Annotated in this window: 32 protein-coding genes; 13 read left to right on the forward strand and 19 right to left on the reverse strand. The window is 72.8% G+C overall.

Features of this window, described 5'->3' with window-relative positions; translation table 11 throughout:
- Nucleotides 1-12: 12 nt before the first annotated feature.
- Together GWK15_RS02950 and GWK15_RS02955 are read left to right on the forward strand one after the other, a co-directional pair.
- On the forward strand, nt 13-222 hold the full coding sequence (locus GWK15_RS02950; protein WP_168038881.1) for a DUF1127 domain-containing protein: 210 nt from the start codon (nt 13-15) through the stop codon (nt 220-222).
- Between the two features lie 67 nt (nt 223-289).
- Nucleotides 290-1,063, forward strand: coding sequence for an enoyl-CoA hydratase (locus GWK15_RS02955; RefSeq protein ID WP_168038883.1), 774 nt, complete (start codon nt 290-292; stop codon nt 1,061-1,063).
- Between the two features lie 80 nt (nt 1,064-1,143).
- Here GWK15_RS02955 and recA read toward each other — a convergent pair whose 3' ends face one another.
- The 8 genes from recA to GWK15_RS02995 form a co-directional block, all read right to left on the reverse strand.
- A complete protein-coding gene (recA, locus tag GWK15_RS02960) occupies nt 1,144-2,190 on the reverse strand; it encodes a recombinase RecA (protein ID WP_245211387.1) in 1,047 nt (348 codons plus the stop codon).
- A 192-nt stretch (nt 2,191-2,382) separates the two neighbouring features.
- The gene (locus GWK15_RS02965; RefSeq protein ID WP_168038885.1) at nt 2,383-3,903 is read right to left on the reverse strand and encodes an ATP-binding protein; all 1,521 of its coding nucleotides are present in this window, start codon (nt 3,901-3,903) and stop codon (nt 2,383-2,385) included.
- A complete protein-coding gene (locus GWK15_RS02970) occupies nt 3,900-4,964 on the reverse strand; it encodes an EscU/YscU/HrcU family type III secretion system export apparatus switch protein (RefSeq protein WP_168038887.1) in 1,065 nt (354 codons plus the stop codon). Before GWK15_RS02970 ends, GWK15_RS02965 begins: the two co-directional genes overlap by 4 nt.
- A 3-nt stretch (nt 4,965-4,967) precedes the next feature.
- On the reverse strand, nt 4,968-5,744 hold the full coding sequence (locus GWK15_RS02975; protein ID WP_168038889.1) for a flagellar biosynthetic protein FliR: 777 nt from the start codon (nt 5,742-5,744) through the stop codon (nt 4,968-4,970).
- Nucleotides 5,741-6,010: a flagellar biosynthetic protein FliQ gene (locus tag GWK15_RS02980; protein WP_168038891.1), complete on the reverse strand. Its 270-nt coding sequence runs from the start codon at nt 6,008-6,010 to the stop codon at nt 5,741-5,743. The genes GWK15_RS02975 and GWK15_RS02980 overlap by 4 nt, the downstream gene beginning before the upstream one ends.
- Nucleotides 6,011-6,017: 7 nt before the next feature.
- The gene (locus GWK15_RS02985; RefSeq protein ID WP_168038893.1) at nt 6,018-6,317 is read right to left on the reverse strand and encodes a flagellar hook-basal body complex protein FliE; all 300 of its coding nucleotides are present in this window, start codon (nt 6,315-6,317) and stop codon (nt 6,018-6,020) included.
- Nucleotides 6,314-6,724 carry a flagellar basal body rod protein FlgC gene (flgC, locus tag GWK15_RS02990; protein ID WP_168038895.1) on the reverse strand — a complete coding sequence of 137 codons (411 nt, stop codon included), beginning with the start codon at nt 6,722-6,724 and terminating at the stop codon, nt 6,314-6,316. The genes GWK15_RS02985 and flgC overlap by 4 nt, the downstream gene beginning before the upstream one ends.
- A gap of 12 nt (nt 6,725-6,736) precedes the next feature.
- A complete protein-coding gene (locus GWK15_RS02995; protein WP_168038897.1) occupies nt 6,737-7,129 on the reverse strand; it encodes a flagellar basal body rod protein FlgB in 393 nt (130 codons plus the stop codon).
- Nucleotides 7,130-7,215: 86 nt separating this feature from the next.
- Between GWK15_RS02995 and GWK15_RS03000 the strand changes: the two genes are divergently transcribed.
- The 3 genes from GWK15_RS03000 to fliP are packed head-to-tail and all read left to right on the forward strand — an operon-like array spanning nt 7,216 to nt 8,505.
- Entirely contained in the window at nt 7,216-7,482 is a 267-nt protein-coding gene (locus tag GWK15_RS03000) for a hypothetical protein (protein ID WP_168038899.1), read from the forward strand.
- A 31-nt stretch (nt 7,483-7,513) separates the two neighbouring features.
- Nucleotides 7,514-7,774 carry a flagellar biosynthetic protein FliO gene (locus GWK15_RS03005; protein WP_168038901.1) on the forward strand — a complete coding sequence of 87 codons (261 nt, stop codon included), beginning with the start codon at nt 7,514-7,516 and terminating at the stop codon, nt 7,772-7,774.
- On the forward strand, nt 7,774-8,505 hold the full coding sequence (fliP, locus tag GWK15_RS03010; protein WP_168040241.1) for a flagellar type III secretion system pore protein FliP: 732 nt from the start codon (nt 7,774-7,776) through the stop codon (nt 8,503-8,505). The genes GWK15_RS03005 and fliP overlap by 1 nt, the downstream gene beginning before the upstream one ends.
- 139 nt (nt 8,506-8,644) lie before the next feature.
- On the opposite strand, the gene speE is transcribed toward fliP, so the two are convergent.
- The 9 genes from speE to GWK15_RS25760 all read right to left on the reverse strand — a co-directional run bounded on the left by speE (nt 8,645) and on the right by GWK15_RS25760 (nt 16,633).
- The gene (gene speE, locus GWK15_RS03015; RefSeq protein WP_168038903.1) at nt 8,645-9,514 is read right to left on the reverse strand and encodes a polyamine aminopropyltransferase; all 870 of its coding nucleotides are present in this window, start codon (nt 9,512-9,514) and stop codon (nt 8,645-8,647) included.
- Between the two features lie 77 nt (nt 9,515-9,591).
- Entirely contained in the window at nt 9,592-10,050 is a 459-nt protein-coding gene (gene speD / locus GWK15_RS03020; RefSeq protein WP_168038905.1) for an adenosylmethionine decarboxylase, read from the reverse strand.
- A 162-nt stretch (nt 10,051-10,212) separates the two neighbouring features.
- Nucleotides 10,213-13,002 carry a hypothetical protein gene (locus GWK15_RS03025; RefSeq protein WP_168038907.1) on the reverse strand — a complete coding sequence of 930 codons (2,790 nt, stop codon included), beginning with the start codon at nt 13,000-13,002 and terminating at the stop codon, nt 10,213-10,215.
- A complete protein-coding gene (locus tag GWK15_RS03030; RefSeq protein ID WP_168038909.1) occupies nt 13,002-13,592 on the reverse strand; it encodes a protein phosphatase CheZ in 591 nt (196 codons plus the stop codon). Before GWK15_RS03030 ends, GWK15_RS03025 begins: the two co-directional genes overlap by 1 nt.
- Entirely contained in the window at nt 13,585-13,965 is a 381-nt protein-coding gene (locus tag GWK15_RS03035; protein WP_168038911.1) for a chemotaxis response regulator CheY, read from the reverse strand. Before GWK15_RS03035 ends, GWK15_RS03030 begins: the two co-directional genes overlap by 8 nt.
- 18 nt (nt 13,966-13,983) lie before the next feature.
- A complete protein-coding gene (locus GWK15_RS03040; protein ID WP_168038913.1) occupies nt 13,984-14,613 on the reverse strand; it encodes a MotE family protein in 630 nt (209 codons plus the stop codon).
- On the reverse strand, nt 14,610-15,041 hold the full coding sequence (locus tag GWK15_RS03045; RefSeq protein WP_168038915.1) for a DUF6468 domain-containing protein: 432 nt from the start codon (nt 15,039-15,041) through the stop codon (nt 14,610-14,612). The genes GWK15_RS03040 and GWK15_RS03045 overlap by 4 nt, the downstream gene beginning before the upstream one ends.
- A gap of 3 nt (nt 15,042-15,044) precedes the next feature.
- Entirely contained in the window at nt 15,045-16,100 is a 1,056-nt protein-coding gene (fliM, locus tag GWK15_RS25755; RefSeq protein ID WP_338147181.1) for a flagellar motor switch protein FliM, read from the reverse strand.
- The gene (locus tag GWK15_RS25760; RefSeq protein ID WP_245211388.1) at nt 16,097-16,633 is read right to left on the reverse strand and encodes a flagellar basal body-associated FliL family protein; all 537 of its coding nucleotides are present in this window, start codon (nt 16,631-16,633) and stop codon (nt 16,097-16,099) included. Before GWK15_RS25760 ends, fliM begins: the two co-directional genes overlap by 4 nt.
- Before the next feature lie 179 nt (nt 16,634-16,812).
- Between GWK15_RS25760 and flgF the strand changes: the two genes are divergently transcribed.
- The 5 genes from flgF to GWK15_RS03075 all read left to right on the forward strand — a co-directional run bounded on the left by flgF (nt 16,813) and on the right by GWK15_RS03075 (nt 20,855).
- Nucleotides 16,813-17,556, forward strand: a complete 744-nt coding sequence (gene flgF / locus GWK15_RS03055) for a flagellar basal-body rod protein FlgF (protein WP_168038919.1) — start codon at nt 16,813-16,815, stop codon at nt 17,554-17,556.
- 13 nt (nt 17,557-17,569) lie between these two features.
- On the forward strand, nt 17,570-18,355 hold the full coding sequence (gene flgG / locus GWK15_RS03060; RefSeq protein ID WP_168038921.1) for a flagellar basal-body rod protein FlgG: 786 nt from the start codon (nt 17,570-17,572) through the stop codon (nt 18,353-18,355).
- A complete protein-coding gene (gene flgA, locus GWK15_RS03065) occupies nt 18,355-19,308 on the forward strand; it encodes a flagellar basal body P-ring formation chaperone FlgA (RefSeq protein ID WP_168038923.1) in 954 nt (317 codons plus the stop codon). Before flgG ends, flgA begins: the two co-directional genes overlap by 1 nt.
- A gap of 1 nt (nt 19,309) precedes the next feature.
- On the forward strand, nt 19,310-20,044 hold the full coding sequence (gene flgH, locus GWK15_RS03070) for a flagellar basal body L-ring protein FlgH (protein WP_168038925.1): 735 nt from the start codon (nt 19,310-19,312) through the stop codon (nt 20,042-20,044).
- 85 nt (nt 20,045-20,129) lie between these two features.
- Entirely contained in the window at nt 20,130-20,855 is a 726-nt protein-coding gene (locus tag GWK15_RS03075) for an SOS response-associated peptidase (protein WP_168038927.1), read from the forward strand.
- A 2-nt stretch (nt 20,856-20,857) separates the two neighbouring features.
- Here GWK15_RS03075 and dksA read toward each other — a convergent pair whose 3' ends face one another.
- Nucleotides 20,858-21,274, reverse strand: a complete 417-nt coding sequence (gene dksA / locus GWK15_RS03080) for an RNA polymerase-binding protein DksA (protein WP_168038929.1) — start codon at nt 21,272-21,274, stop codon at nt 20,858-20,860.
- Nucleotides 21,275-21,438: 164 nt separating this feature from the next.
- Nucleotides 21,439-21,834 carry a flagellar assembly protein FliX gene (locus GWK15_RS03085; protein ID WP_168038931.1) on the reverse strand — a complete coding sequence of 132 codons (396 nt, stop codon included), beginning with the start codon at nt 21,832-21,834 and terminating at the stop codon, nt 21,439-21,441.
- Between the two features lie 219 nt (nt 21,835-22,053).
- On the opposite strand from GWK15_RS03085, the gene GWK15_RS03090 reads away from it, so the two are divergent.
- Genes GWK15_RS03090 through GWK15_RS03100 form a run of 3 tightly spaced genes read left to right on the forward strand, consistent with a single transcriptional unit; the run spans nt 22,054 to nt 23,869 of the window.
- Nucleotides 22,054-23,142 (forward strand): flagellar basal body P-ring protein FlgI, encoded by a 1,089-nt coding sequence (locus tag GWK15_RS03090; RefSeq protein ID WP_168040243.1) that lies wholly within the window; start codon nt 22,054-22,056, stop codon nt 23,140-23,142.
- Entirely contained in the window at nt 23,142-23,474 is a 333-nt protein-coding gene (locus GWK15_RS03095) for a rod-binding protein (protein ID WP_168038933.1), read from the forward strand. The genes GWK15_RS03090 and GWK15_RS03095 overlap by 1 nt, the downstream gene beginning before the upstream one ends.
- Complete coding sequence (locus GWK15_RS03100; protein WP_168038935.1) at nt 23,471-23,869, forward strand: hypothetical protein; 399 nt, start codon at nt 23,471-23,473, stop codon at nt 23,867-23,869. Before GWK15_RS03095 ends, GWK15_RS03100 begins: the two co-directional genes overlap by 4 nt.
- Nucleotides 23,870-23,871 lie beyond the last annotated feature (2 nt).

Genomic DNA, 23,871 nt, shown 5'->3' on the forward strand with positions numbered 1-23,871 from the left:
AAGGAGCGCAGGATGACCACTCGGAGCGGAAGCTGGATCGCGATGCCGCCGCAACCGCTGGATGGCGTGCTGCCGCAACTGCTGGCGGTCATCGCCGCGGCGCTGGAACGGCGTCGGCAGCGCGAGCGTCTTGCCGCCCTCGACCCGCGCCTGCTGCGCGACATCGGTGTCTCGGTCGAGGAAGCCTGGCGGGAATCACGCCGACCCTTCTGGCAGCGATGATGCGACCCGCCCCCTTTCCGCGGCGCCGCGCTGCGCGCAGCATGCGCCGCCTGAAGGAGGAAGCGGAATGGTAGGACGCATGGATGTGCGGCGCTCGCATGATGGGCGCGTCGCGCATGTGGCGGTGGATCACGACGCCAAGCTCAACACGCTGAACCCCGACCTGATGCGCGATTTCGCGGCGACCTTCGCCGCGCTCGGCCAGGACGAGGGGCTGCGCGCCGTGGTGCTGACCGGCGCCGGCCCGCGCGCCTTCATCGGCGGCGCCGACATCTCCGTCATGGCCGCGGTGGACAGCGAAGCGCAGGGCGAGGCCTTCATCCGCCTGGTCCATGGCTGCTGCCGCGCGGTGCGCGACTGCCCCGTGCCGGTGATCGCGCGGGTGAATGGCTGGTGCCTCGGAGCGGGGCTCGAGATCGCCGCCGCCTGCGACCTGCGCATCGCCGCCGACGTCGCGAAGTTCGGCATGCCGGAGGTGCGCGTCGGCATTCCCTCGGTCGTCGAAGCCGCGCTCCTGCCGGGATTGATCGGCTGGGGCCGCACGCGGCGCCTGCTGCTGCTCGCCGAGACGATCACCGCCGCCAGGGCGCTGGAATGGGGCCTCGTTGAACGCGTGGCCCCGCCGGGATTGCTCGACGCCGCCGTCGAAGAGTGGATCGACATGCTGCTCGAAGCCGGCCCTCACGCCATCCGGTCGCAGAAGGCGCTCATCCGTCGGTGGGAGGATCTCTCGATCACCGAAGGCATCGCCGCCGGGATCGAAGCCTTCGCGGCGTCGTGGAAGACCGAGGAACCGCGGCGGATGCTTGGCGGGTTCATGGAACGCAAGGCGAAGACGTAGCGCACAAAAAAACGGAGAGGGGCTTTGCCCCTCTCCGCGCCTCTCCCCACCAAAGGCCGAAAGGCCTTTGGAAACCGGGACTACTCGGCGGCCAGCGGCTCGTCGTCCTCGCCGGCTTCACCGACCAGCATCTGCTCCGCGAGCAGGCCGGCCTGGCCACGGATGCGCTGCTCGATGGAATTCGCCATCTCGGCGTGGTCACGCAGGAACTGCTTGGCGTTCTCGCGGCCCTGGCCGATGCGCTGGCTGTCGCAGGAGAACCAGGCGCCCGACTTCTCGACCACATTGGCCTTCACGCCGAGGTCAATGAGTTCGCCGACCTTGCTGATACCCTCGCCATACATGATGTCGAACTCGACCTCGCGGAACGGCGGGGCCATCTTGTTCTTCACCACCTTCACGCGGGTGTGGTTGCCCGTCACCTCGTCGCGTTCCTTGATCGCGCCGATGCGACGGATCTCCATGCGGACCGAGGCGTAGAACTTCAGCGCATTGCCGCCCGTCGTGGTCTCCGGGTTGCCGAACATCACGCCGATCTTCAACCGGATCTGGTTGAGGAAGATCATCAGCGTGTTCGACTTGGCGACCGAGCCCGTCAGCTTGCGCAGCGCCTGGGACATCAGGCGGGCATGTAGGCCGACATGGCTGTCGCCCATCTCGCCTTCGAGTTCCGCCCGCGGCACGAGCGCGGCCACGGAATCCACCACCAGCACGTCGATCGCCCCCGACCGCACCAGCGTGTCCGCGATCTCGAGCGCCTGCTCGCCGGCGTCCGGCTGGCTGATCAGCAGGTTGTCGACATCGACGCCGAGCTTCCTGGCATAGCCCGGGTCGAGCGCATGCTCGGCATCCACGAAGGCGCAGGTGCCGCCCTTCTTCTGCGCTTCCGCGATCACGTGCAGCGCCAGCGTCGTCTTGCCCGAGGATTCAGGCCCGTAGATCTCGACGATGCGGCCCTTGGGCAGGCCGCCGATGCCGAGCGCCAGGTCGAGGCCGAGCGAGCCGGTCGAGACGACCTCGATGTCGCCCTGCTGGGACTGCTTGGCGCCGAGGCGCATGATCGAGCCCTTGCCGAAGGCCCGCTCGATCTGGCTCAGCGCGGCGTCCAGCGCCTTTCCCTTGTCCATGCCCTTCCCCCGCTCCAGCGAAGATTTATCAACCATAACGAGAATTCCCCCAGACGTCTATCGCCAACAGATAAAGGGCCTCGGGGAGTCGCCCGTCATGCCCGGACCGCCCCACCCGCGCATGACGGGGCGATTCGGTGCAAGCGAAGGATGCGCCAAAGCCAGGGCGCCATCAAGAACATATTGAGAACATCACTCCGCGGCCGGGACGGCCTCGCCCACCGCCGCGACCAGATCCGCCATGCGGAAGGGCTTTTCCAGGAAGCGGATGCCGAGGCCCGAAAGCCCCTCGCCGACCGTGCCCTCGGAATAGCCGGACACCAGGATCACCGGCAGGCCGGGACGTTCGTCCCGCAGCGCGCGGGCAAGCCCGATGCCGTCCATATCCCCCGGCATGGTCACGTCCGAGACCACCACGTCCGGCACGAAGCCCCCGGCAATCGCATCCAGCGCGGCCTCCGCATCCTCGGCGACCTGCACCTCGTGCCCCGCGCCTTCCAGCGCGCGACGGGCGAGCAGGCGGATCGCCGGCTCGTCGTCCACCAGCAGCACACGGTGCCGCGCCTCGGCGGCCGGCTTCGGTGCGGTGGCGACCTCGCGCGTTGCCGCCACCACGCCCTGCGCCGCGGGGAACCACAGCCGGAACACCGTCCCCTGCCCCGCACCAGGCGCCACCGACACATGCCCGGCCGACTGACGCATGATGCCGAGCACGGTCGACAGCCCGAGCCCCGTGCCGCCCTGCCCGCGCCGCGTCGTGAAGAAGGGTTCGAAGACGTGCGGCAGGATCTCGGGCGCGATGCCGCGCCCTTCGTCGGAGACCGAGAGCACCACCCATTCGCCAGGCGCGATCACGGATCCCTGCGCGACCTCCTCGGAGGGCAGCGCGTGCGTCGCGACGGCGATGCGGATGGTGCCGCCCTCGGCCATGGCCTCACGCGCATTCACCACCAGGTTCACCAGCACCTGGTCGAGCTGCGCGAGATCGAAGCGCACCAGCGGCCCCGGCCGCGGCAGGTCGAGTTCCAGCACCTGCCGCGCCCCGCGCAGCTGCATCAGCAGCGGTTCCATCGCCGCCACCGCATCGCCCAGCGCGATCACCTGCGGCGCCAGCGTCTGGCGGCTGGCGAAGGCGAGCAGCTGCTTCACCAGCCGTGCGCCGCGCGCCGCGGCGTCGAGGATGCCCCGCAGGTCCTCCGCCGTCTCGCCCCCGCTGCGCGCCAGCGCCGCCTCCGCCGCGCCGGTGATGGCGGCGAGAAGGTTGTTGAAGTCGTGCGCCACCCCACCGGCGAGCTGACCCACGGTCTGCAGCCGCGCCCCTTCCTCGAGCTGTCGCTGCATCCGCCGCCGCGCGGTCACGTCGACGACACGCATCAGCGCGCCGGGCTCGCCTCGCAGCGGACGGCACTGGACCTCCACCGCCGCATCGGGCGGCAGCGTCGGATCGGCGAGGCGCGCGGGCACCGCGGGCGGTGCCGGCGGGCCGGCAATCGCCGCGGCAACGGCTCCGGCCACCGCCGCGCGCGTTTCCTCGGTGAAGAGCGCGACCGCCGCGCCGCCCGTCTCCGGCGCCGCTCCCCCGCCGCACAGCGCCCAGAGCGCCGGATTGGCGAGGCGGATGCGCCCCTCCGTGTCCAGCACGGCGAGCCCCGCCTCCTCCTCCGCCTCGAAGAGCCGGCCGAAATCCGCCGGGATGCGATCCGCTTCGCTCACCCTGATCCTTCCCGCGATCCGAGACGCCAGACATAGGCGATGATCTCAGCCACGAGTTGATAATGCTCGGGCGCGATCTCCGCATCCAGGTCCACGCGGAACAGGGCCCGGGCGAGCGGCGGGTTGGACACGATGGGCACGCCCGATTCCTCCGCGAGCGCACGGATGCGCGCCGCGACGGCATCCGCGCCCTTGGCGACGACGCGCGGGGCGGCGCTGGATCCCTTGTCATAGGCAAGCGCCACGGCGAAATGCGTCGGGTTGGTGATGACGACCGCCGCCTTGGGCACGGCGGCCATCATGCGCCCGCGCGCACGCTGCTGGCGCAATTGCCGCAGGCGGCCCTTCACCTGCGGATCGCCCTCGCTCTCGCGCATTTCCTCGCGCAGGTCCTGGCGCGACATGCGCAGGCGATGCAGGTGCCGCCAGCGCACCCAGACCCAGTCGAGCACCGCGATCGCCGCGAAGGCTCCGAACGCGGCGAGGGCGAGGTCCAACGCCGCCCGCCCGCCGGCGGAGAGCAGCGCGCCGGCCGGTTGGCTCATCAGCGCAACCGCCCGCCCGGGATCGCCCGCCGCCCACCACAGCGCTGCGCCCACCAGGCCGAGCTTGATCAGCGTTCGGACGAGTTCGATCGCCGCATCCGTCCCGATGAGCCGCTTCAGCCCCGATCGCGGGCTGATGCGACTGGCCTGGGGCGCGATGGCCTTGGCGCTGACGGCAAGGCGCGTCTGCGCCAGCGTCGCCGCCACCGCCCCCGCCGCCGCCAGCCCCGCCACCGGCAGCAAGGCGAGCAGGCCGAGGCGCCCCATCTCGGCCGCACCGGGCAGCGCCTCGACCTCGTGCGCGCGGGCCATCAGCGCGCGCAGGCCACGCAGCATCTCCATCCCGAGCGAGGGCAGCCCGATCATCAGCCCGAGCACGCCGCCCGCCAGCGCGCCGAAGCCGGCGACCTCGCGGGACAGCGCGACATCGCCGTCCTCCCGCGCCTTCTCGAGCCGTCTTGGCGTTGCGGCTTCCGTGCGGTCCTCGGCCTCGGTGGCGCCGCCGTCCTCGGCCATGGATCAGCGCAGGCCGGGCAGGTCGAGGAAGGCTGCGCGCGCCGCCTCGGCGAAGGCACCGATCAGCGCCGGCATCACCGCCGCGAGCAGGGCGAGCCCCAGCAACACCTGCCCGGGCACCGCGACGAAATAGACCTGCACCTGCGGCGCGATGCGCGACAGCAGGCCGAGCGCGACATTCACCAGGATCGCCGCCAGCACGAAGGGCGCGGCGAGTCGCAGCGCCAGCGCGAGGCTGGCGGTCGCGGCTTCCGCGAAGGCCTCGGCCGCCGGCCCCGCCGGGAAGGGATCGCCGACGGGGAACACCGCATAGGACTCGACGATCGCCCGCAGCGGAATGGCGTAGAGCCCCGTCGCCAGCACCACGACGGTCGCGGCGAGCGACAGCATCCGCCCCGTCGCCGTGCCCGCCCCGCCCAGCGCCGGATCCGGCACCAGCGCCTGAGCGAGGCCCAGCAGCAGCGCGATCGCCTGCCCCGCCACCGCCATCGCCATGGCGACCAGCCGCGCCAGGCCGCCCAGCCAGAGCCCAATCGCGACCTCGATCCCAATGAGCCGCACCGTTTCCGTCGCCGCATCCGGTGCCTGCGGCAGCCCCGGTGAGAGGCCCGGCAGCATCAGCACGACCAGCCCGAGGCCGAGGCCGAGCCGCACCGGCGCCGGCACCTCCTCCTCCCCCAAGCCGGGCAGCACCATCGCGGCCGCGCCGAGCCGCGCGAAGACCAGCACCGCCTGGAAGGCCAGCACCGGCAGGGCGGCGAGGAGGTCCGCCTCGCTCACCCCTTGAGTCCGACCTGCACCACCGCGTCGAACAGGCTGGCGGCATAGCCGCGCAGCACGCCGGCCATGAAGGGCCCCAGCATCAGCATCGCGGCCGCGAGCACGAGCAGCTTCGGCAGGAAGGCGAGCGTCGCCTCGTTGACCTGCGTCAGCGCCTGCAGCACGGCGATGACCAGGCCGACCACCAGCATCAGCACGAGGATCGGCCCGCCCACCTGCAGGCTGACCAGCAGCGCCTCCCGCGCGGCGAGCGCGACCTCGTTCACCGCGCCCTCAGATCGGCATCCGCATCACGTCCTGGTAGGCGGCGACGACGCGGTCGCGCACCGCGACGGCGGTCTGCAGCGTCAGTTCCGCGCGCCCGACCGCGAGCACGACATCGGTCACGCTGCCCTCCCCGGTCAGCGCGCGACTGGTCGCGGCATCGGCGTTGCGGCCGACCTCCACCGCCTGGTCGACGGCGCGGGCGAGCGCGGCCCCGAAACCGCCAGCCGGGGCGGACTGCGCCTGCGGCAACGCATCCGCCGCGCGATAGGCCGCGGCGACGCCGGCCGGGGCAAGCGCCAAGGTCATGCGCGCAGCGCCTCGATCGTGCGGGTCAGCATGCCGCGGGTCACCTCGAGCACCGAGAGATTCGCGGCGTAGGTCCGCTGCGCCTCCCGCATGTCCATCGTCTCGACCAGGCTGTCGACGTTGGGCACGCGGACATAGCCGCGCGCATCGGCCGCGGGGTGGGACGGATCGTGCCGTACCGGGAAATCCCCGGCCGCGGTGCCGACGCGCGCGACGCGCAGCGTCGAGACGCCAAGTTCCCGGTCCATCTGATTGCGGAAGGTGACGGTCTTGCGCCGGTAGGGATCCGCACCCGGCGTCTCCCCAGTGCTGTCGCGATTTGCGAGGTTCTCGGCCACCACGCGCAGGCGGGTCGCCTGCGCCTGCATGCCGGCGGCGGAGATGCGGAGCGCGCGATCGAGGTCCATCGTCCTGCCCCCTTACGAATTGCGCCCGAGCGCGGTGCGGAACAGCCCGAGGTAGCGGCGGTGCAGCCCGATCGCGAGGGCGTGCGCCGTCTCGGTATCGGCGATGCGCAGCGCCTCCCGGTCCAGCGCGACACCGTTGCCGTCCATCGTCGTCTCGGGCAGGCGGCGTTCACGCTGCACGCGGGCATCGCCTTCGCCGGATGTCAGGTGGCGCGGATCGGTCCGCCGCAGCGCGCCGGCCGGCTGCGCGGCAACGAGGCTCTCGGCGAAGGGCCGGACGTCGGAGGGCCGGTAGCCCGGCGTATCGGCATTCGCGACGTTCTGCGCCAGGACGCGTTGCCGCGCGTCAAGCCAGCGCAGGCGCGCTTCCGCGAGGGCGACGGGTCCGGTGCGGGTCGGGTCCATGGCCAAGGGCTCGCACGCCGGCGCCCAAGGATCGGTTAACGCGGCCGACAACCGTGCGGTAACCGGACCCGGCCTTCACTGCGCCGATGACGCAGGCCGACCCGACCGCCGAGGCACGGCAGACCGCCGGCCTCCTCGCCGCGATCGAGGCGATGGAGGCGACGCTCGCCGTCGCCGGGGCGCTGGCGGGCGAACGGCGCCGCATCGACCTCGGTGGCCTCGATGCCGAGATGGGCCGGCTCTGCGCCGCGGCCCTCGCCGCCCCGCGCGCCGCCGTGCCGGAGGTGCGCGTCCGGCTCGAGGCGCTGGTGATGGCGCTCGACCGGCTGCGGGCGGGGCTGGCGCCGCCGTGAAACCCTGGACCCGCCGGCAGGAGGCCGCGGCATGATCATCGACACGGGCACATGGATGACGGCCGCGGGTGCCCTGGCCGTCGTCGTCGGCCTGGTGCTGCTGGCCGGGCGCCTGGCGCGCCGCGTGGGCTTCGCGCCCTCCGGCACCGGCCGGCTGCGGGTGGAGGAGGCGCTGGCGCTCGACGCGCGCCGGCGTCTTCTCATCGTGCGCTGCGACGGACGGGCGCTGCTGCTGCTGACCGGCGGGCCGCAGGACCAGGTCGTCGGCTGGCTGCCGGAGACCGGCGCGTGATGCGCGCGGCCCTGTTCGCGGCGCTGCTGCTGGTCCCGGGCGTGGCGATCGCGCAATCGGTCTCGATCGACCTCGGCCAGTCCGGCCAGGCGGGGGCGACGGCGCGGCTGGTGCAGCTCACAGCGCTCATCGGGATGCTGTCGCTGGCGCCGTCGCTGCTGGTGATGGCGACCGCCTTCGCGCGCATCGTCATCGTCCTGGCGCTGCTGCGCAGCGCGATCGGCGCCCAGGGCATCCCGCCCAACCCGGTGCTGGTGGGGCTCGCGCTTTTTCTCACGCTCTTCGTGATGCAGCCGGTGTTCGACGCCGCCTGGGTGCAGGGCCTGCAGCCCATGGCCGAGGGGCGGATCGGGGAGATCGCCGGCCTCGAGGCCGCGGCCGAGCCCTTCCGCCGCTTCATGGCCGCGCAGGTGCGCGAGGACGACCTGCTTCAGTTCCTCGACCTCGCGAACCTTCCTGCCCCCGCCTCGCCGGAAGCAGCGCCCTGGCGCGCCCTGGTGCCGGCCTTCATGGTCAGCGAGCTGAAGCGCGCCTTCGAGATCGGCTTCCTGCTCTTCCTGCCCTTCCTCGTCATCGACATGGTCGTTGCCAGCGTCCTGATGTCGCTGGGCATGATGATGCTGCCGCCATCGGTCGTGGCGCTGCCGTTCAAGCTGATCTTCTTCGTCCTGGTCGACGGCTGGCGGCTGGTCGCCGCGTCCCTGGTGCAGGGCTTCGTCCAGCCCCCCTGAGACGGAGGGGAAGCCGGCCGCCACGGGCATGCCACGCCAGCGGGATCAATCCCAGGCATCCGGCCCGGCGCGCCCCGCGAGGGGGCTGCCAGCGACCGGCGCCGCGAGCGTGGCCGCGCACGTGGCGGCCGGAACGAGGCTACGTCTGCGGCAGGTGTTCCGCGATGTATGGCGGCAGGTGGAAGGCGCCGACATGGATCTCAGGCGTCCAGTAGCGCGTGGTGCCGAGGATGCCCGCGGCCTCGGCCCGCTTGCGGATCGTCGCGACGGGCACGGCGCGGCAGGTCGCGTCCTTGCCCGCCCAGCCCAGCGTCATGAAGCCGCCGACATAGGTCGGCACCGCCGCGACATAGGCCCAAATATCCGCGAATGCCTTGCCGCGGCGGATCGAGGTCTCGCGCAGTTCATCGGCCTGCATCTGCGGCACGCCGCACTGGTTCACCACAAGGCCGCGCGACGTCAGCAGGCGGGCGCAATTCGCGTAGAACTCGTCGGTGAAGAGCACCTCGCCCACCCCGATCGGGTCGGTGCTGTCGACGATGACCACGTCGAAGGAGGCATCCGGCGCCTTGCGGACATAGTCGATGCCGTCGGCGACCAGCACCTGGGCACGCGGATCGTTCCAGGCATCGCCGGCGATGCCGGGCAGGAATTCCTTCGCCAGGCGGATGACCTCGCCGTCGATCTCGACCATCACGGCGCGCTCGACGCCCTTGTGCTGCAGCACGCGGCGCAGCACGCCGCCATCCCCGGCGCCGATGATCAGCACGTTCTTCGCCGCGCCATGGGCCAGCAGCGGCACATGGGCGATCATCTCCTGGTAGGAGAACTCGTCCGCCTCGGTGATCTGCACCACGCCGTCGAGCATCATGACGCGGCCATGCGTCTCGCTCTCGAAGATCATGATGTCCTGGAAGTCGGACTGCACGCGCGCGAGTTCCCGCTTCACGCGGAAGCGCTGGCCCCAGGCGTCGTAGAGCGTCTCGTTCACCCAGAGGTCGTAGGCCATGGCGATGATCCCGTGATGACGCGAAGGGGCCGGACGCTGCCGTCCGGCCCCCGTTCAGGTCGGCGCTGGAAGGCGCCTCAGCCGATCAGGCCGCGCTTGTGCTCGGCGAGCTGCACCCGCTCCGGCAGGAAGCCGCGCTTGAGCGCCGGCAGCGCCTTGTAGGGATCGCACTCGCCGCAGACGAAGATGTCGAGCGCCGCGTAGTCCCGCTCGGGCCAGGAATGGATGGAGACGTGGCTCTCGGCCAGCACCAGCACGCCCGATACGCCGCCGTTCGGCGAGAAGTGGTGGAAATGCCCGTGCAGGATCGTCGCACCGGTCGCCAGCGCGGCCTCGCGCAGCACCGCATCGATGTGATCCGGGTCGTCGAGATTCGTCGCGCCCCAGAGGTCGATGATCAGATGCGTGCCGGCGTAACGAACGCCGTTGCGCGCGATGAAGTAATCCTTCTCGGGTTGCGCCGAGCGGTCTTCGTCAATGTTCCGGGTGTCGCTCGGCAAATCCGAGACCATCCCCGGTTGGACGAGAGCTTCCATGTCAGGGCTCCTTCCAGCCAGCAGATGACCAGGGCGATCGGGAAAGTCCGATCATTTGGGTCAACGGCCGCGCGATATGGGGCAAGGGGTCGGGGGGCGCAAGTGAAATTCTCCCCCGGGGACCGGAAAAATTGCAGATCCCCCACCCGGGGGACGCGCATCTCAGCGCGCGACCTGCACGCCTCCCCGCAAGGCCTCCAGCCGGGCCGGCAGCACGCGCAGCATTCCGATCTCCCGCTGCAGGCGCGACAGGTCGGCGATGCCGCGCAGCGGATCGGATGTCATCAGCGCGAAGGCCTCGGCGAGCGGGCCGCCGTCCATGCGCGCGCCCTGCGATTCGCGCAGCCCGGCGAGCAACGCCTCGTCGCCCGCGAGCGCTGCATAGGCGGCCGCGCGCACCAGCGCGATGCGCTCCGCCTGGCCGAGCGGCGCCGGCGGCGCGGGGATGGCGGCCGCGAGGTGTTCCATCTGCGCCGCCGCCGCGCCGGCCCAGTCCTGCGCCTCGGCACGCAGTTCCGCGCGCGGTTCCGCCCCGGCGGGGCCGAGTTCCGCGAGCATCTGGTCGGCCGCGATCCGTTCCCCGCGCCGCGCCATGGCGCGCGCGCGGAGCAGCACGCGCTGGCGCGCGAGCGGTTCCGCCAGCCCCGCTGCTTCGGTGCGATCCAGCGCTGCGAGCGCCGCGCCCGATTCGCCATCCTGCAGGCGCAGCGCCGCGAGCCGGGCGCCGATCGCGGCGCGCGCCTCGGGTGTCGCGCGCGCCGCCGCCTGGTCGAGCAGCGCCGCCGCGCGGGCCGAGAGGTCGAGCGCGGCGAGACGGTCGGCCAGCAGCAGCACCGCCGCCTCCCCGGCTGCGCCCTCGGGCAGCAGGTCGGGATGGGCGTCGAACATCATGGTGGCGGCGGCCGGCGGCGCGGTCTGCAGGGCAGCCGCGAAGGCCGCGCGCAGGTCAGGGCGCAGCGCGTCGGCGTCCTCGGGGAAGTAGCGCGTCGCTTCCTCGACCATCGCGAAGGCCGCTTGGCCCTGCCCGGCCGCGATGCGCAGGGCGGCGATGCGACGGCGCAGCGCGACTTCCTGCGCGCCGCCGCGCCAGGCGAACAGCGATTGTTCCAGCGCCCGTGCCGCGCCCGCCGCGTCGATCTCCCCGCGCGCCAGGCGCAGTTCTGCTGCGCGGCGCAGCGCGATGCCGCGTTGGCGCCGGTCCGCCCCACGGCCGATGGCGTCGAAGGCGGCGAGCGCCTCGGCGTCGCGGCCCTCGGCCTCCGCGACCAGCGCACGGGCGAGGTCGAGCCCGGGCACGCCCACCGCTTCGGTGACGAGGCGCGCCGCGCTCGCGGCTTCGCCGCCCGTCGCCATGGCCTCGAGCGCAACCGGCAGCAGGCGGTCGCGCAACGCCTCCGGATAGGCGAGCAGGAGCGGTGCCCCCGCGACCAGGGCGGCGGCGGCCGGTTCCCCTTGGGCCGCCGACAACAGGGCGCGCCAGAGATCGACCTCGTCGCCGGGCGGCAGGCGTGGATCGGCGATGCCGCGCGCCTCCGCCGGCCGGCCGGCGAGCAGCGCCGCCGCGCCCTGCGCCAGGATCAGCCGCGCATCGTCCCGCGCCCGCGGGTCCTCCCGCAGCGCGAGGCCCGCCATGGCCTGGGCTTCCTGGGGCATGCCGAGGGCGAGCAGCGTCTCGGCCGCGTCGCGCCGCAGGGCGCCGCGCGAGAGCGGCGGCGCCTCGTTCACCGCGAGCAGCTGCACCCGCAGCCGCTCCAGCAGCCCGGGCACCGGCGCGACGGGAAGGTCGAGCAGGCGCGTCAGCGCCGCCGATCGCGGCGGCGGCTCCTGCCCCGCCGCGGCACCGAGCGCCAGCGCGCCGCCCGCTGCCTCGACCACGATGCGGTCCGGCAGGGCGCGCAGCGCCACGCGGTCGGACCGCGCGAGCACCGCCGCGCCCATCATGGTCGGCAGCAGGTCGATTTCCGGCAGGCGCCGGCCGGTCGCCACGCCGGGCCCCGGTGCCCGCAATGTGGCGACGATGATCGGCTCGCCGGTCTCGGGATCGGCAATGGCGACGATGCCGCCAGGATCGGCCGCCCCCTGCAGGGCAAGGCGCGGCGGCGGGCCGGGGTCAGGCACGGCGCGCAGGCCGGGCGCCTCGGCGGGCGGGTCGCGTGTCGCCTCGATGGCCCAGCCCGTCCCCTCCCGACGGGCCTGGAAGCGCGCCGGTGCGGCGGCCGGCAGCCGCAGGATGGTCGCGTCCGGCGTGACCGTCGCCTCCATCCCGCCGAAGACCGGATGGCCGCGTAGCATCCCCAGGTCGAAGCCCAGGGCGCGGTCGAGTACGGCGATCAGGCTCTCCCCGCGGCGCAGCAGGGCGAGGCCGCTGCCCTCTCCGGCCGGGACCATGATCGCCACGCGGTCTCGCGCGGGACGGATGGACAGCGGTCCGGGAACGGCCGACGCGACCGGCGCGGGACGCGGCTCGGGGCGGGCCTCGGCGGCAGGTGGCGCCGGTGGCGCCGGTTCGGGTGGCGGCGGCGCCTCGGCCGTCGCGCCGCGCGGCCGGGGCGGTGCGGGGGGCGCGGGCGGCGGGCGCGGCGGTGCCGGCGGCGTGGCAGCCGCCGCATCCATCAGGTCCACCACGACACGATTGCCGAGACGGAAATGCCGGATGCGGGCGCCCGGCACGGCGCGGATCAGGATCGCGCCGTTCTCCTCCGCCACGGCGACGAGATTGCGCGTGGGCCGGCGCGCTGCGCCGAGGTCGATCTCCGCCGGCGCCTCGAAACGCAGGCGGAGGCCGTCCGGTTCCTCGGCCACGGAGTAGCCGACGCGGCGCGGCCAGTCGAAGACCAGGCGCCCGTGATCGGCATGGGTGCCGACACGCAGCGGCACGCGCGGCGCCTCCTGCGCCCCGGCCGGCGCGGCCAGGGCGAGCAGCAGCGCCATCCCGGCCGCCGCGCCGCGCATCAGTCGAAGCTCGCCAGCAGCCGGTCGATCTCCGCCTGGGAGGACGCGCTCGCCGGCAATGGCGGGCCGTTGGCGAGTTCCTCGCCCTCGGTGCGCGGGCGCGCATCCGGTTCGGCCGACGCCGCACGGCCGCTCGCACTGGCGACGGCCGCGGCGACGCGGCTTTCGATCGCCTTCAGCGCCGCGACCACCTTGCCGATGCGCTGGCCGGTGATGTCCTGGAAGGAACAGGCCTCGTAGATGCGCGTCACCGCGCCTTGCAGCGTCGCGGCGGCGGCCGCGGGCACCTCGGCTTCAAGGCGTTCCAGCGTCTCGCAGCAGTCGAGGATCTCGTTGGTCGCCTGCGCCGTGTGGTCGACGATGGCGTCGAGCTCGTCCGTCGCCGAGGGAATGTGCGCCCCGGTGATGTCCTCGACCGCGAGCTGCGCGATCTCCGCCTTGGCGCGGGCGATGGTACGGCCCAGCGCCTCGAACTCGGCGAGCAGGGCCGCCTCCTTGGCCGTCAGGTCGCCGGCCATGCTCATGAGCACGGCGCGGACCGCGGCCTCGATCCGGTCCTCCTCCGGCCCGGTGGGAGTGCCGTCAGGCATGGACCATCACCTTCTCGATCTTCTCGCGCAGCGTCTCGGCGTTGAAGGGCTTCACGATGTAGTTGGAAACACCGGCCTGCTTGGCCGCGATGACGTTCTCGGTCTTGCTCTCGGCCGTGATCATGATGAAGGGGATGTGCTTCAGCCGCGCATCCGCCCGCACCTCCTTCAGCAGGTCGAGGCCCGTCATCGGCGTCATGTTCCAGTCGCTGATGACCAGGCCGAAATTGCCGGCGCGCAGCTTGGACAGGGCCTCCTGCCCGTCCGTCGCCTCGTCGACATTGTTGAAGTCCAACTGCTTCAACAGGTTGCGGATGATGCGGAGCATCGTCCGGTAGTCGTCCACGATCAGGACGTTGATGTTGCGATCCATGGGCGGCTGTCCCTTCCGTCAATCCATCGCGGTGCGGCGGGCGCGCTGGCGCGCCAATTCGGCCGTCACCTCCCGCGCCTTGTCGGGACGCATGGCCCCGATCACCGGCGCGGCCTTGCGCTCGCCCATGCGGTCGAGGATCTCGACCAGCACCGGCATCTCGAGCTCGTTGAAGATCGTCGCCGCGTCGCGCGGGCGCATCGCCTCATAGGTGCGGACCAGGCCGCGCCAGCCGGCTTCCTCGCGGTCGACCCGGACCCGTTCCAGCGCCTCCAGCCGCTGCTGCAGCGCGGTCAGTTCCTCGACCCGCCGGGCGATGCGCCGCTCGGCGGCCTGCAACACGACCTCCTGCGCGGCGACGGCCTGCTCGCGCGCATCGATCTCGGTGCGCCGGGCGCGGAGTTGTTCCAGCAGCGCGCGCTCGGCCTGGTCGGCGGGGGTGGGCGGCGGGACGGCGGGCTGCTGCGCCGGCGGGGGCGGCGGCGGGCGCTCGGCACGCACCGGCGGTGGCGGCGGATCGGCCGCGCGGGCCGGCGCGACCGGCGCCGCGCGGCCGAGCAGCGCGCCGAGCAGGGCTTCCGCCTTGACCAGGAACAGCGCCGCCATGGCGAGGATCGCGAGCGGCAGCAGGCGCGGGCGCGGCATCATCGCGCGGCCTTCGGCACGCCGGCGGCCAGGGCGCGGATCAGATCGCGCTCGGCCTGGCTCTGCAGCGGGGCCTCGGCCGGGCGCGGCGCCTCGGCGGCGAGCGGACGGCCGCTGCGGACCAGGCCTTCGAGCCGGTCTGCCAGCGCCTCGGCGCGTTCGACCAGGTAGCGCAGGTCGTCGCGCAGCGGTTCGGCCGCGGCGGTGCGTTCGGCCACCTGGCGGCCCGACAGTTCGGCCGAGGCGCGCAGCCGGACCATCGCCGCCTCGGCCATGCGGGCGGCCTCGTTGAGGCCCTGGGCGCTCCCGTCCATCGCGGCGCGGTCGCGGCGGATCTCCCGCAGCGCGCGTTCCAGGCGCAAGGCGAAGGGGATCGCCGCGCCGAGCAGGCCCAGCAGCACCAGTTGCAGGATCCATTCGAGTGGGGACATGGCTCAGGCCTCTGCCCGGCGGCCGCGGGCGAATTCGCGGGCGATGCGCACGGCGAGCCGCTGCTCCTGCCGGCCGAGCTCGGCCTCGAACAGCGGCACCTCCCCGCAGCGCAGCCGCACCGGCGCGCCGGGGGCAACGCCGAGGGCGATCCGATCGCCCACCTTCAGCGAGATCACCGACGACAGCGGCAGCACCTGTTCGTCCAGCACGACGTCGAGCGCGATCTCCGTGCTCAGCAATTCGTCGGCGAGATGGGTTTCCCAGATGCTGTCGCGGCCGAACTTCTCGCCCATGAACTGCTGCAGCAGCAGCTCGCGCACCGGTTCCAGCGTGGCGTAGGGCAGCAGCAGCTCCAGCTTCCCGCCGCGGTCCTCCATGTCGACGCGCAGCCGCACCAGCACGCAGGCATTGGACGGGCGGGAGATGGCGGCGAAGCGCGGGTTCACTTCCAGCCGGTCGAACTTGAACTCGACCGGGCAGAGGGGTTCGAAGGCGGAGGTCAGGTCATCCAGCACCACGCCGATCAGGCGCTCGACCAGGGTGCGCTCGATGGTTGTGTAGGGCCGGCCCTCGATGCGCATGGCCGCGGTGCCCCGCCGCCCGCCCAGCAGCACGTCCACCACCGAGTAGATCAGCGCGGAATCCACCACCACCAGGCCGTAATTGTCCCACTGTTCGGCCCGCGCGACGCCCAGCATCGCCGGCAGCGGTATGGAATTCAGGTAGTCCGCGAAGCGCAGCGAGACGATGCCGTCGATCGAGACCTCGACATTGTCGGAGGTGAAGTTGCGCAGCGTCGTCGACATCAGCCGCACCAGCCGGTCGAAGACGATCTCGAGCATCGGCAGGCGCTCGTAGGAGACGAGGCCCGAGGAGATGATCTTCTGGATGCCGCTCTCGTCGGCATTGCCCGCGGGGCCGCTCTCGAAGCCGAGCAGGCTGTCGATCTCGGCCTGGTTCAGAACGCGCGTCGCATCCGGCGCCGGTGCGGCGCCTTCGTCCTCGAGCGCCGCGCCCCAGGCGGCGGCGAGATCGTCCTCCTCCTGGCTGCCGCTCACTGGATCAGGATCTCCGTGAACAGGACGTCGGTGATGCGCGGTGCGGGCTGGGTGCTGCCGGCGGGCGGGGCGACGGCGATGTTGGCGCGCGCGACCAGTTCCTCCCGCAGCCGGTGGGTGCCGGCGGATCCGCGCAACTCCTCCGGCCGCGTCTCCCGCAGGTAGGTCTGGAACAGGTCGAGCAGCCGCGGCATCGCCTGCTGGATGGCGGCGGCATCCTCGGCGCGCGTGATCTCGAGCTTGCTGCGCAGCTTCACGAAGACCGGCCGCCGGCCCGGCGCGTTCAGGTTGGTGACGATCTCCGGCATGTCGAAGAAGGCCGGCGGGCGCGGGCCTTCGGGGCGCGCCTCGGCATGGCCGTCGGCCGCCGGGTGGTGGCCCATGCCGAGCAGCGAGGGTAGGATGCCGCTGAACCACAGCCCGGCCCCGGCGCCGGCCAGGACGAGCGGAAGCGCGAGCAGCAGGATCTTCTTCTTCCCGCCACCCTTGGCCTTGCCGTCCTCGCCATGTTCCGCCTGGGCCGCCGCCGACATCCCGCACCTCTGTCCGGGGCCAGCATCGGCGGGCGCCGTTAAGGAAGGCTTGCGCCGCGCCTTTGCCGGGCACGCAGCACCTCCTGCCGCCCCTCGGCAGGTCCTGCCGCCCGGACCCGCCGCCGGGGCTGGCACGCGCATTGCCCTTCCCGTCCCGGCCACCACCGGAGACGCGCCGCATGGACAGCCCGGGCTACATCATCCTCTCCCGCCTCACGCTCCAGTCGCGGGCGACGCAGGTGCTGGCGAACAACGTCGCCAATGCCGACACGCCCGGCTTCAGGGCGCATCGGGAGGTGTTCGGTGCCTTCGTCGCGCGGCAATCCGCCGCCGGCCAGGCGCCGGGCATGCGCGAAACCGCCTTCGTCCAGGACCGCGCCACCTGGCGGGAGATGCAGTCGGGCAGCATGCAGTCGACCGGCAATCCGCTCGACCTGGCGCTGACCGGCGAGGGCTTCTTCGCCGTCGAGACGCCGCAAGGGGAACGCTTCACCCGCGCCGGGCGCTTCACCATCGGCGATGGCGGGCGGATCGTGGACATGGAAGGGGCGGCGCTGCTGAACACCGCCGGCGCGCCCATCGCCGTCGCACCCAACGACACCCGCATCGAGGTCACGGGCGACGGCACCATCCGCAGCGAGAACGGCGTGCTCGGCCGCATCCGCGTGGTGCGCTTCGACAACCCGCAGGCGCTGCGCGCCGAGGGCGACCGCCACTTCGACCCGGCCGGCGCGCAGCCCGAGGCGCTCGACCGCCCCGGCATCCGCCAGGGCGTGCTTGAGGGCAGCAACGTCCAGCCGATCCAGGAGATGACACGCCTGACCGCCGAGCTCCGCGAATTCCAGTTCGCCGCCCAGTTCGCCGAGCGCGAGGGCGAGCGCCTGTCCACCGCCGTCGAGCGCATCCTGCGCCGTCGCTCGTAAGGGTCAGACCGAGATGCGATCCCTCCACGTCGCCGCCACCGGCATGATGGCCCAGCAGACCAATGTCGAGGTCATCTCCAACAACATCGCCAACATCTCGACCACCGGCTTCAAGCGCCGCCGGGCCGAGTTCCAGGACCTGATCTACCAGAACCTCCGCCGCACCGGATCTCAATCCGCCGACACCGGCACGGTGCTGCCCTCGGGCGCTCAGGTCGGCCTCGGCGTGCGCACGGCGGCCGTCTATCGGATCAGCGAGCAGGGCAACCTGCAGCAGACGGAGAACCGCTTCGACCTCGCCATCCGCGGCAACGGCTATTTCCAGATCCAGCTCCCCTCGGGCGAGACCGCCTATACCCGCGACGGCACCTTCGGCCTGTCGGCGGAAGGCACCATCGTCACCGCGGAAGGTTTTGTCGTGCAGCCGGGCATCACCATCCCGGCCAATGCGCGCGACGTGACGATCAACGCGACCGGCGAAGTGCTGGCCAAGATCGACGGACAGACCAACCCGCAGAATGTTGGCCAGATCCAGCTCGCGATCTTTGCCAACGAAGGCGGGCTCGAGGCGATCGGCGACAACCTGTTCCTCGCGACCCCGGCCTCGGGCGAGGCGCAGCAGGGCGCGCCCGGCGCGGTCGGCTACGGCCAGACCATGCAGGGCTTCATCGAGACCTCCAACGTCAACGTGGTGCAGGAGATCACGGCGCTGATCACCGCCCAGCGCGCCTATGAGATGAATTCCCGCGTCATCACGGCCTCCGACGAGATGCTCTCGACGCTGACGAGGCTGCGCTGATGCGCCGGCGGTCGATCCTCGCCCTGGCGGGCCTCGCGCTGCCGGCGCGCGCGCAGGGGCTGCCGCCCGCGCCGCGTCCGGTGGTCATGGCCGAGGAAGCGACGCTGCGCCTCGGCGACATCTTCGAGAATGCCGGGCGGCTCGAGGGACTGGCCATCGGCGCCGCGCCGCCGCCCGGGCGGCGGATGGTGCTGGACGCCTCGAACCTCGCCGCGATCGCGCGGCGGCACGGGCTCGCCTGGCGACCGCTCTCGGGCGAGGAGCGCAGCATCGTCGAACGCCCCGGCCGCCCGGTGCCGCGCGAGGAGGTCGAGGCGCTGCTGCGGGCCGAGATCGCACGCCTCGGCGCCGATGCCGAGGCGGAGCTGGAACTGCCGGGCTTCGCCCCGCCGGTCGTCCCGGTCGCCGCGCTGCCCGAGATCGCGATCGAGACGCCGTCCTTCGACGGCGCGACGCGCCGCTTCGCCGCGACGCTGGCGGTCGCGGCCGAGGGCATGGCGACGCAGCGCACGCGCATCACCGGCCGCGCCGTGCCGACGGTGCCGGTGGTGCTCGCCGTGCGGCGCATCGCGGTCGGCGAGGTGGTGCGCCCCGGCGATGTCGAGGAACGCCGCCTGCGCGCCGAGCGCGTGCGCCCCGGCGCGGCCCAGCGCGCCGAGGAGGTGATCGGCAAGCAGGTGCGCCGGCCGATCGGCGCCGACCTGCCCTTCATGCTGGTCGACCTGGTCGCCGCGACGGTGGTCGCGAAGAACCAGCCGGTGGTGATGGTGCTGGAGGCGCCGGGCATCGCGCTCACCGCGCAGGGCCGCGCCCTGGACGCGGCGGCACTCGGCGAGAGGCTGCCGGTGATGAACCTGATGTCGCGCTCGGTGGTCGAGGCGATCGCGATCGGGCCGGGCCGGGTGCGCGTCACGCCCGGCGTGATGCCGATGGCCACGGCACGGAGGGGCTGAGATGCGCCGCGCCCTGTTGCTGATGCTGCCGCTGATCGCGGCGGCCTGTTCGGGGGCCGAGCGGCTGTCGCGCCTCGGCGACGCGCCGGAGATGGCCGGGGTGGTGAACCCGACCGCCGATCCGCGCTGGCGACCGGTGTCGATGCCGATGCCGAACCCGCAGGATCCGCCGCTCGCGAACAATTCGCTGTGGCGGCCGGGCAGCCGGACCTTCCTGCGGGACCAGCGCGCGGCGGCGGTGGGCGACCTCGTCACCGTGCTGGTCGCGATCGCCGACGAGGCGGAACTGCAGAACCGCACCGTGCGGTCGCGCGACAACAGCGAGGGGATGGGCATCCCGCAGATGCTCGGCCTGCAGTCGTCCTATGCGCGGCTGTTTCCGACCGGGATCGATCCCTCGCGGCTGGTGGAGGCGAATTCGACCAGCGGGGTGAACGGCACAGGGTCGATCCGCCGCAACGAGAGCGTGACGCTGCGCGTCGCGGCGACGGTGACCCAGGTGTTGCCGAACGGGAACCTGGTGCTGACGGGCCGGCAGCAGGTGCGGGTGAACAGCGAGCTGCGCGACCTGACCGTGGGCGGGGTGATCCGCCCGCAGGACATCGCGAGCGACAACACCGTCCGGCACGACCGGCTGGCCGAGGCGCGCATCGCCTATGGCGGGCGGGGGACGATCAGCGACGTGCAGCGGCCGCGCACCGGGCAGGAACTGCTCGACATCATCCTCCCATTCTGAAGGGGGGTCCAAGGGGGGCCCTGCCCCCCTTTCCGCCTTGCGCGTAGGGTTGGCGTGGCGGCTACCTCTCCGGCGGACAAACATCATGTGCGGCAGGTATTTCCAGGCGCGGTCCTCGGGCGACATCGCGCGCTACTTCGGCACCACGAATGCGACGCCGAACCTGCTGCCGTCCTTCAACAAGGCGCCGACGCAGGACGGGCTGGTGGTGCGGCGGCACCCCGAGAGCGGGCAGCGGCACCTCGACGTGCTGCGCTGGGGGCTGGTGCCGCGCTGGGCGAAGGACGTCTCGGGCGCGGCGCGGATGATGAATGCGCGCGGCGAATCGGTCGCCGAGAAGCCGGCCTTCCGCGACGCCTTCCACAAGCGCCGCTGCCTCGTGCCGATGGACGGCTTCTATGAATGGCGGGGCGAGGGCAAGGCCAAGCAGCCCTTCGCCTGCGCGCTGCGGTCCGGGGAGCCGATGGCCTGCGCGGGGCTGTGGGAAGGATGGAAGCAGCCGGATGGGGAGTGGTTGCGGACCTACAGCATCGTCACCTGCGCCGCGGCGGGGCGTCAGACGCTGCTGCACGAAAGGATGCCGGTGATCCTGCCGCCGGAGGCCTGGGACACTTGGCTGGCCGGAGACAACGAGGCGACCCTGACCGGCTTGCTGCGCCCGGCCGAGGATGCGCTGCTGGCCTTCTGGCCGGTCGCCGCGCGGGTGGGGCGCGTTGCGGAGAATGACGAGGGACTGATTGTCCGCGACAAGCTGGCCGTGGCGCCCCCGGAACTGGACGATCCGCCGCCGGACCTTCTGCGGCGGACCTAGACTCAGTCGTCCCGGTGCACGCGTTCCATGCGCTCGTGGCGCTCCTGCGCCTCGATGCTCATGGTGGCGATGGGGCGGGCCTCGAGGCGGCGCAGGCCGATCGGCTCGCCGCTTTCCTCGCAATATCCGTAGGTGCCGTTTTCGATGCGGTCGATCGCCTGGTCGATCTTGCTGATCAGCTTGCGGGCCCGGTCGCGGGTGCGGAGCTCGAGGGCCCGGTCCGTCTCGACACTGGCCCGGTCGGTGAGGTCCGGTTCGGCGATGCCGCCTTCGGAGAGGGAGGAGAGGGTCTCGCCGGCTTCCCGCAGCAGGTCCTGGCGCCAGCGGAGCAGCTTCTGGCGGAAATACTCAAGCTGCAGGGGGTTCATGAACTCCTCGGCGTCCGAGGGTCGGTAGTCGGGCGGTAGAGTCACAAGCATATTCAGTCCTTCCCCCGGCGCGTCGTCTGCCCGCCTGCTCCCTGGGCGGTGCGACACCCCCTCCTGAAAGCGGGCGGAACATAGACGCGGGCCCCAGGAAAAGCCAAGGGGGGCTTTGACGGCAAATCCCTGATACGTCGTGGTTTTCAGTCTCGTGACAAAAGTCACTCGTAACCGTGGCGTGCGAGTTCCACGCGGGCCCGCAGCGCGATCGACGCCAGTGCGGCAGCAAGGGCCGGGTCCGCGGGGGCCTCGCCCTCGGCAAGTGCCGCGATGGCGCCGAGTCGCGCCGGATCGAGGCGCCCCGCCAGCAGGTCGGCCTGCAGCCCCGCGAGTTCGCGCAGCAGCGCCTGGCCGCGCCTCGCGGCCCGGGCATCGCGTTCGGCCGCCGGCGCCCCTTCCTGCAGGGCGAGCAGCCCGATCGCCGCCGGCGCGGCCGCCGCCGAGGCCGCGCCCGCCCCATGCGCCTCCCCCGCCCCGCCGAGGGCGAAGCCGCCCGCGCCGCCGCGGCCGCCGCGGCCGGGCCGGACGGGGGCCCCACCGCCGACTCCGCGGATCACCACCATGCATCCTCCTCTGCCGGTCGCCCGGCATGTAGCGCCGCCCGGCGGCACTTCCTGCCGGACCGCCCCGCCGCCCGCCCTGGCACGCCCCTTGCGACAGGAACCCCGCCGGCCGGCCGGGCCGCGCCGGCATCGGACCCTGGGAAGGGCGCGCCGGGTGGCGCGCGCGGGAGAGGCATCTTGGCCGCCAAGGATTACGCGACCGCGAAGAGGCTGATGGGAGCGCTGGCGCTGCTGCTCGCCCTCGTCCTGCCCGCCGCGGCGCAGGAGGTCCGGATCAAGGACATCGCGGATGTCGAGGGCGTCCGCGACAACCAGCTGGTCGGCTACGGGCTGGTGGTGGGGCTGAACGGCACGGGGGACCGGCTCCGCGCCTCGGTTTTCACGCGGCAGTCGCTGGTTGGCATGCTCGAGCGGCTGGGCGTGAACACGCGGGACAACGAACGGCAGCTCGACACCCGCAACGTCGCCGCCGTGATGGTCACGGCGAACCTGCCGCCCTTCGCCCGGCCGGGCAGCCGGATCGACATCGCGGTCTCCGCGCTGGGGGATGCCACCAACCTCACGGGCGGGACGCTGCTGGTCACCCCGCTGCTGGGCGCGGATGGGGAGGTCTACGCCGTGGCGCAGGGCGCGATCGCGACGGGGGCGATCAGCGCGCGCGGCGCCGGTGCCTCGGTCACCCGCGGCGTGCCGACCGCGGGGCGCATCGCCAATGGCGCCATCGTGGAACGCGAGGTCCCCTTCCGCCTCGCCAGCCGCGACGCGGTGCGGCTGTCCCTGCGGAACCCCGACCTGACCACCGCCCGGCGCATCGCCGCGGCGATCAACCGCGCCATGCGCGGGGAGGTCGCGACGGCGAGCGATTCGCGCACCGTCACCGTGGCCCTCGGCGGCCGCAGCCCGGTCGCCTTCCTCAGCCAGGTCGAGCAGCTGCGCGTCGAGCCCGACCAGGTCGCCCGCGTCGTGATCGACGAGGCCTCGGGCACCATCGTCATGGGTGCCAATGTCCGCGTGTCGACCGTCGCGATCGCCCAGGGCAACCTGACCATCCGCGTCACCGAGACACCGCAGGTCAGCCAGCCCAACGCCTTCTCGGGCGGGGAGACCGTGGTGGTGCCGCGCACCCAGGTGCAGGTGGACGACCAGAGCGACCGGCGCATGGGCATCCTGCCGCGCTCCGTCACGCTCGAGGAACTGGTGCGCGGGCTGAACAGCCTCGGCGTCGGCCCCCGCGACCTCATCAGCATCCTGCAGGCGATCAAGGCCGCGGGCGCCCTGCAGGCCGAGGTGGAGGTCCGCTGATGGACGCCCCTGCCCTGCCGCCTCCCGCCCCGCGCCCGCTGCGCGCCCCGGCCGCGACCGGCGACGAGGCCGCGATGCGTCGCGCCGCCCGCGACTTCGAGGCCCAGGCCTTCGCGACCCTGCTGCAGCCGGTCTTCTCGACCGCCGACCTTTCCCGCTCCCGCTTCGGCGGCGGCGCGGCGGAGGCGCAATGGCAGCCCTTCCTGGTCGAGGCCTATGCCGCGGCCGCGGTGCGCGCGGGCGCGGGCCTCGGCCTTTCGGACACCGTGCTGCGGGAGATGAACCGTCTCCGCGCCGCCGCCACCCCCAACACGGGAGAGACCGCACCATGATGGACACGCTGATCCTGGCCGGGCAGCGACTGGCCGAGGCGCTGCGCGCGGAGAACGAGGCGCTCGCCGCGCTCGACCTGTCGCGCGCGGCGAACCTCGCCAACGGCAAGATTGCCGCCTCGGATGCCTTCGCCGCCGCCTATGCCGCCCAGGCGAAGCACGGCGCCGCGCCGGACGGGCCGGTGCGGGAGGCGGCGGCGATTCTCGCCCGGCGGCTCGAGGAACTGGGGCGGGAGAACCGCCGGCTGCTCGAGAAGGCGGTCGCGCTGCAATCGCGCGTCATCGAGACGATCGCGGGCGCCGCGCTGCCCAAGGCGAACGTCCAGGGCTATGCCCCGGCCGGGCGGATGCCCCCGGCGCGGCCCCCTGCCCTTGCACTTTCGGCGCGGGCCTGACC

This window comes from Neoroseomonas oryzicola (genome assembly GCF_012163135.1).
Classification (GTDB): Bacteria; Pseudomonadota; Alphaproteobacteria; order Acetobacterales; family Acetobacteraceae; genus Neoroseomonas; species Neoroseomonas oryzicola.

Bases quoted from the DNA above. Each gene is read 5' to 3' on its own strand.
- GWK15_RS02950 (WP_168038881.1), top strand. From the start codon at position 13: ATGACCACTCGGAGCGGAAGCTGGATCGCGATGCCGCCGCAACCGCTG.
- GWK15_RS02955 (WP_168038883.1), top strand. From the start codon at position 290: ATGGTAGGACGCATGGATGTGCGGCGCTCGCATGATGGGCGCGTCGCG.
- recA (WP_245211387.1), bottom strand. From the start codon at position 2,190: ATGGACAAGGGAAAGGCGCTGGACGCCGCGCTGAGCCAGATCGAGCGG.
- GWK15_RS02970 (WP_168038887.1), bottom strand. From the start codon at position 4,964: ATGGCCGAGGACGGCGGCGCCACCGAGGCCGAGGACCGCACGGAAGCC.
- GWK15_RS02985 (WP_168038893.1), bottom strand. From the start codon at position 6,317: ATGACCTTGGCGCTTGCCCCGGCCGGCGTCGCCGCGGCCTATCGCGCG.
- flgC (WP_168038895.1), bottom strand. From the start codon at position 6,724: ATGGACCTCGATCGCGCGCTCCGCATCTCCGCCGCCGGCATGCAGGCG.
- GWK15_RS02995 (WP_168038897.1), bottom strand. From the start codon at position 7,129: ATGGACCCGACCCGCACCGGACCCGTCGCCCTCGCGGAAGCGCGCCTG.
- GWK15_RS03000 (WP_168038899.1), top strand. From the start codon at position 7,216: ATGACGCAGGCCGACCCGACCGCCGAGGCACGGCAGACCGCCGGCCTC.
- GWK15_RS03005 (WP_168038901.1), top strand. From the start codon at position 7,514: ATGATCATCGACACGGGCACATGGATGACGGCCGCGGGTGCCCTGGCC.
- fliP (WP_168040241.1), top strand. From the start codon at position 7,774: ATGCGCGCGGCCCTGTTCGCGGCGCTGCTGCTGGTCCCGGGCGTGGCG.
- speE (WP_168038903.1), bottom strand. From the start codon at position 9,514: ATGGCCTACGACCTCTGGGTGAACGAGACGCTCTACGACGCCTGGGGC.
- speD (WP_168038905.1), bottom strand. From the start codon at position 10,050: ATGGAAGCTCTCGTCCAACCGGGGATGGTCTCGGATTTGCCGAGCGAC.
- GWK15_RS03025 (WP_168038907.1), bottom strand. From the start codon at position 13,002: ATGCGCGGCGCGGCGGCCGGGATGGCGCTGCTGCTCGCCCTGGCCGCG.
- GWK15_RS03030 (WP_168038909.1), bottom strand. From the start codon at position 13,592: ATGCCTGACGGCACTCCCACCGGGCCGGAGGAGGACCGGATCGAGGCC.
- GWK15_RS03035 (WP_168038911.1), bottom strand. From the start codon at position 13,965: ATGGATCGCAACATCAACGTCCTGATCGTGGACGACTACCGGACGATG.
- GWK15_RS03040 (WP_168038913.1), bottom strand. From the start codon at position 14,613: ATGATGCCGCGCCCGCGCCTGCTGCCGCTCGCGATCCTCGCCATGGCG.
- GWK15_RS03045 (WP_168038915.1), bottom strand. From the start codon at position 15,041: ATGTCCCCACTCGAATGGATCCTGCAACTGGTGCTGCTGGGCCTGCTC.
- GWK15_RS25760 (WP_245211388.1), bottom strand. From the start codon at position 16,633: ATGTCGGCGGCGGCCCAGGCGGAACATGGCGAGGACGGCAAGGCCAAG.
- flgF (WP_168038919.1), top strand. From the start codon at position 16,813: ATGGACAGCCCGGGCTACATCATCCTCTCCCGCCTCACGCTCCAGTCG.
- flgG (WP_168038921.1), top strand. From the start codon at position 17,570: ATGCGATCCCTCCACGTCGCCGCCACCGGCATGATGGCCCAGCAGACC.
- flgA (WP_168038923.1), top strand. From the start codon at position 18,355: ATGCGCCGGCGGTCGATCCTCGCCCTGGCGGGCCTCGCGCTGCCGGCG.
- flgH (WP_168038925.1), top strand. From the start codon at position 19,310: ATGCGCCGCGCCCTGTTGCTGATGCTGCCGCTGATCGCGGCGGCCTGT.
- GWK15_RS03075 (WP_168038927.1), top strand. From the start codon at position 20,130: ATGTGCGGCAGGTATTTCCAGGCGCGGTCCTCGGGCGACATCGCGCGC.
- dksA (WP_168038929.1), bottom strand. From the start codon at position 21,274: ATGCTTGTGACTCTACCGCCCGACTACCGACCCTCGGACGCCGAGGAG.
- GWK15_RS03090 (WP_168040243.1), top strand. From the start codon at position 22,054: ATGGGAGCGCTGGCGCTGCTGCTCGCCCTCGTCCTGCCCGCCGCGGCG.
- GWK15_RS03095 (WP_168038933.1), top strand. From the start codon at position 23,142: ATGGACGCCCCTGCCCTGCCGCCTCCCGCCCCGCGCCCGCTGCGCGCC.
- GWK15_RS03100 (WP_168038935.1), top strand. From the start codon at position 23,471: ATGATGGACACGCTGATCCTGGCCGGGCAGCGACTGGCCGAGGCGCTG.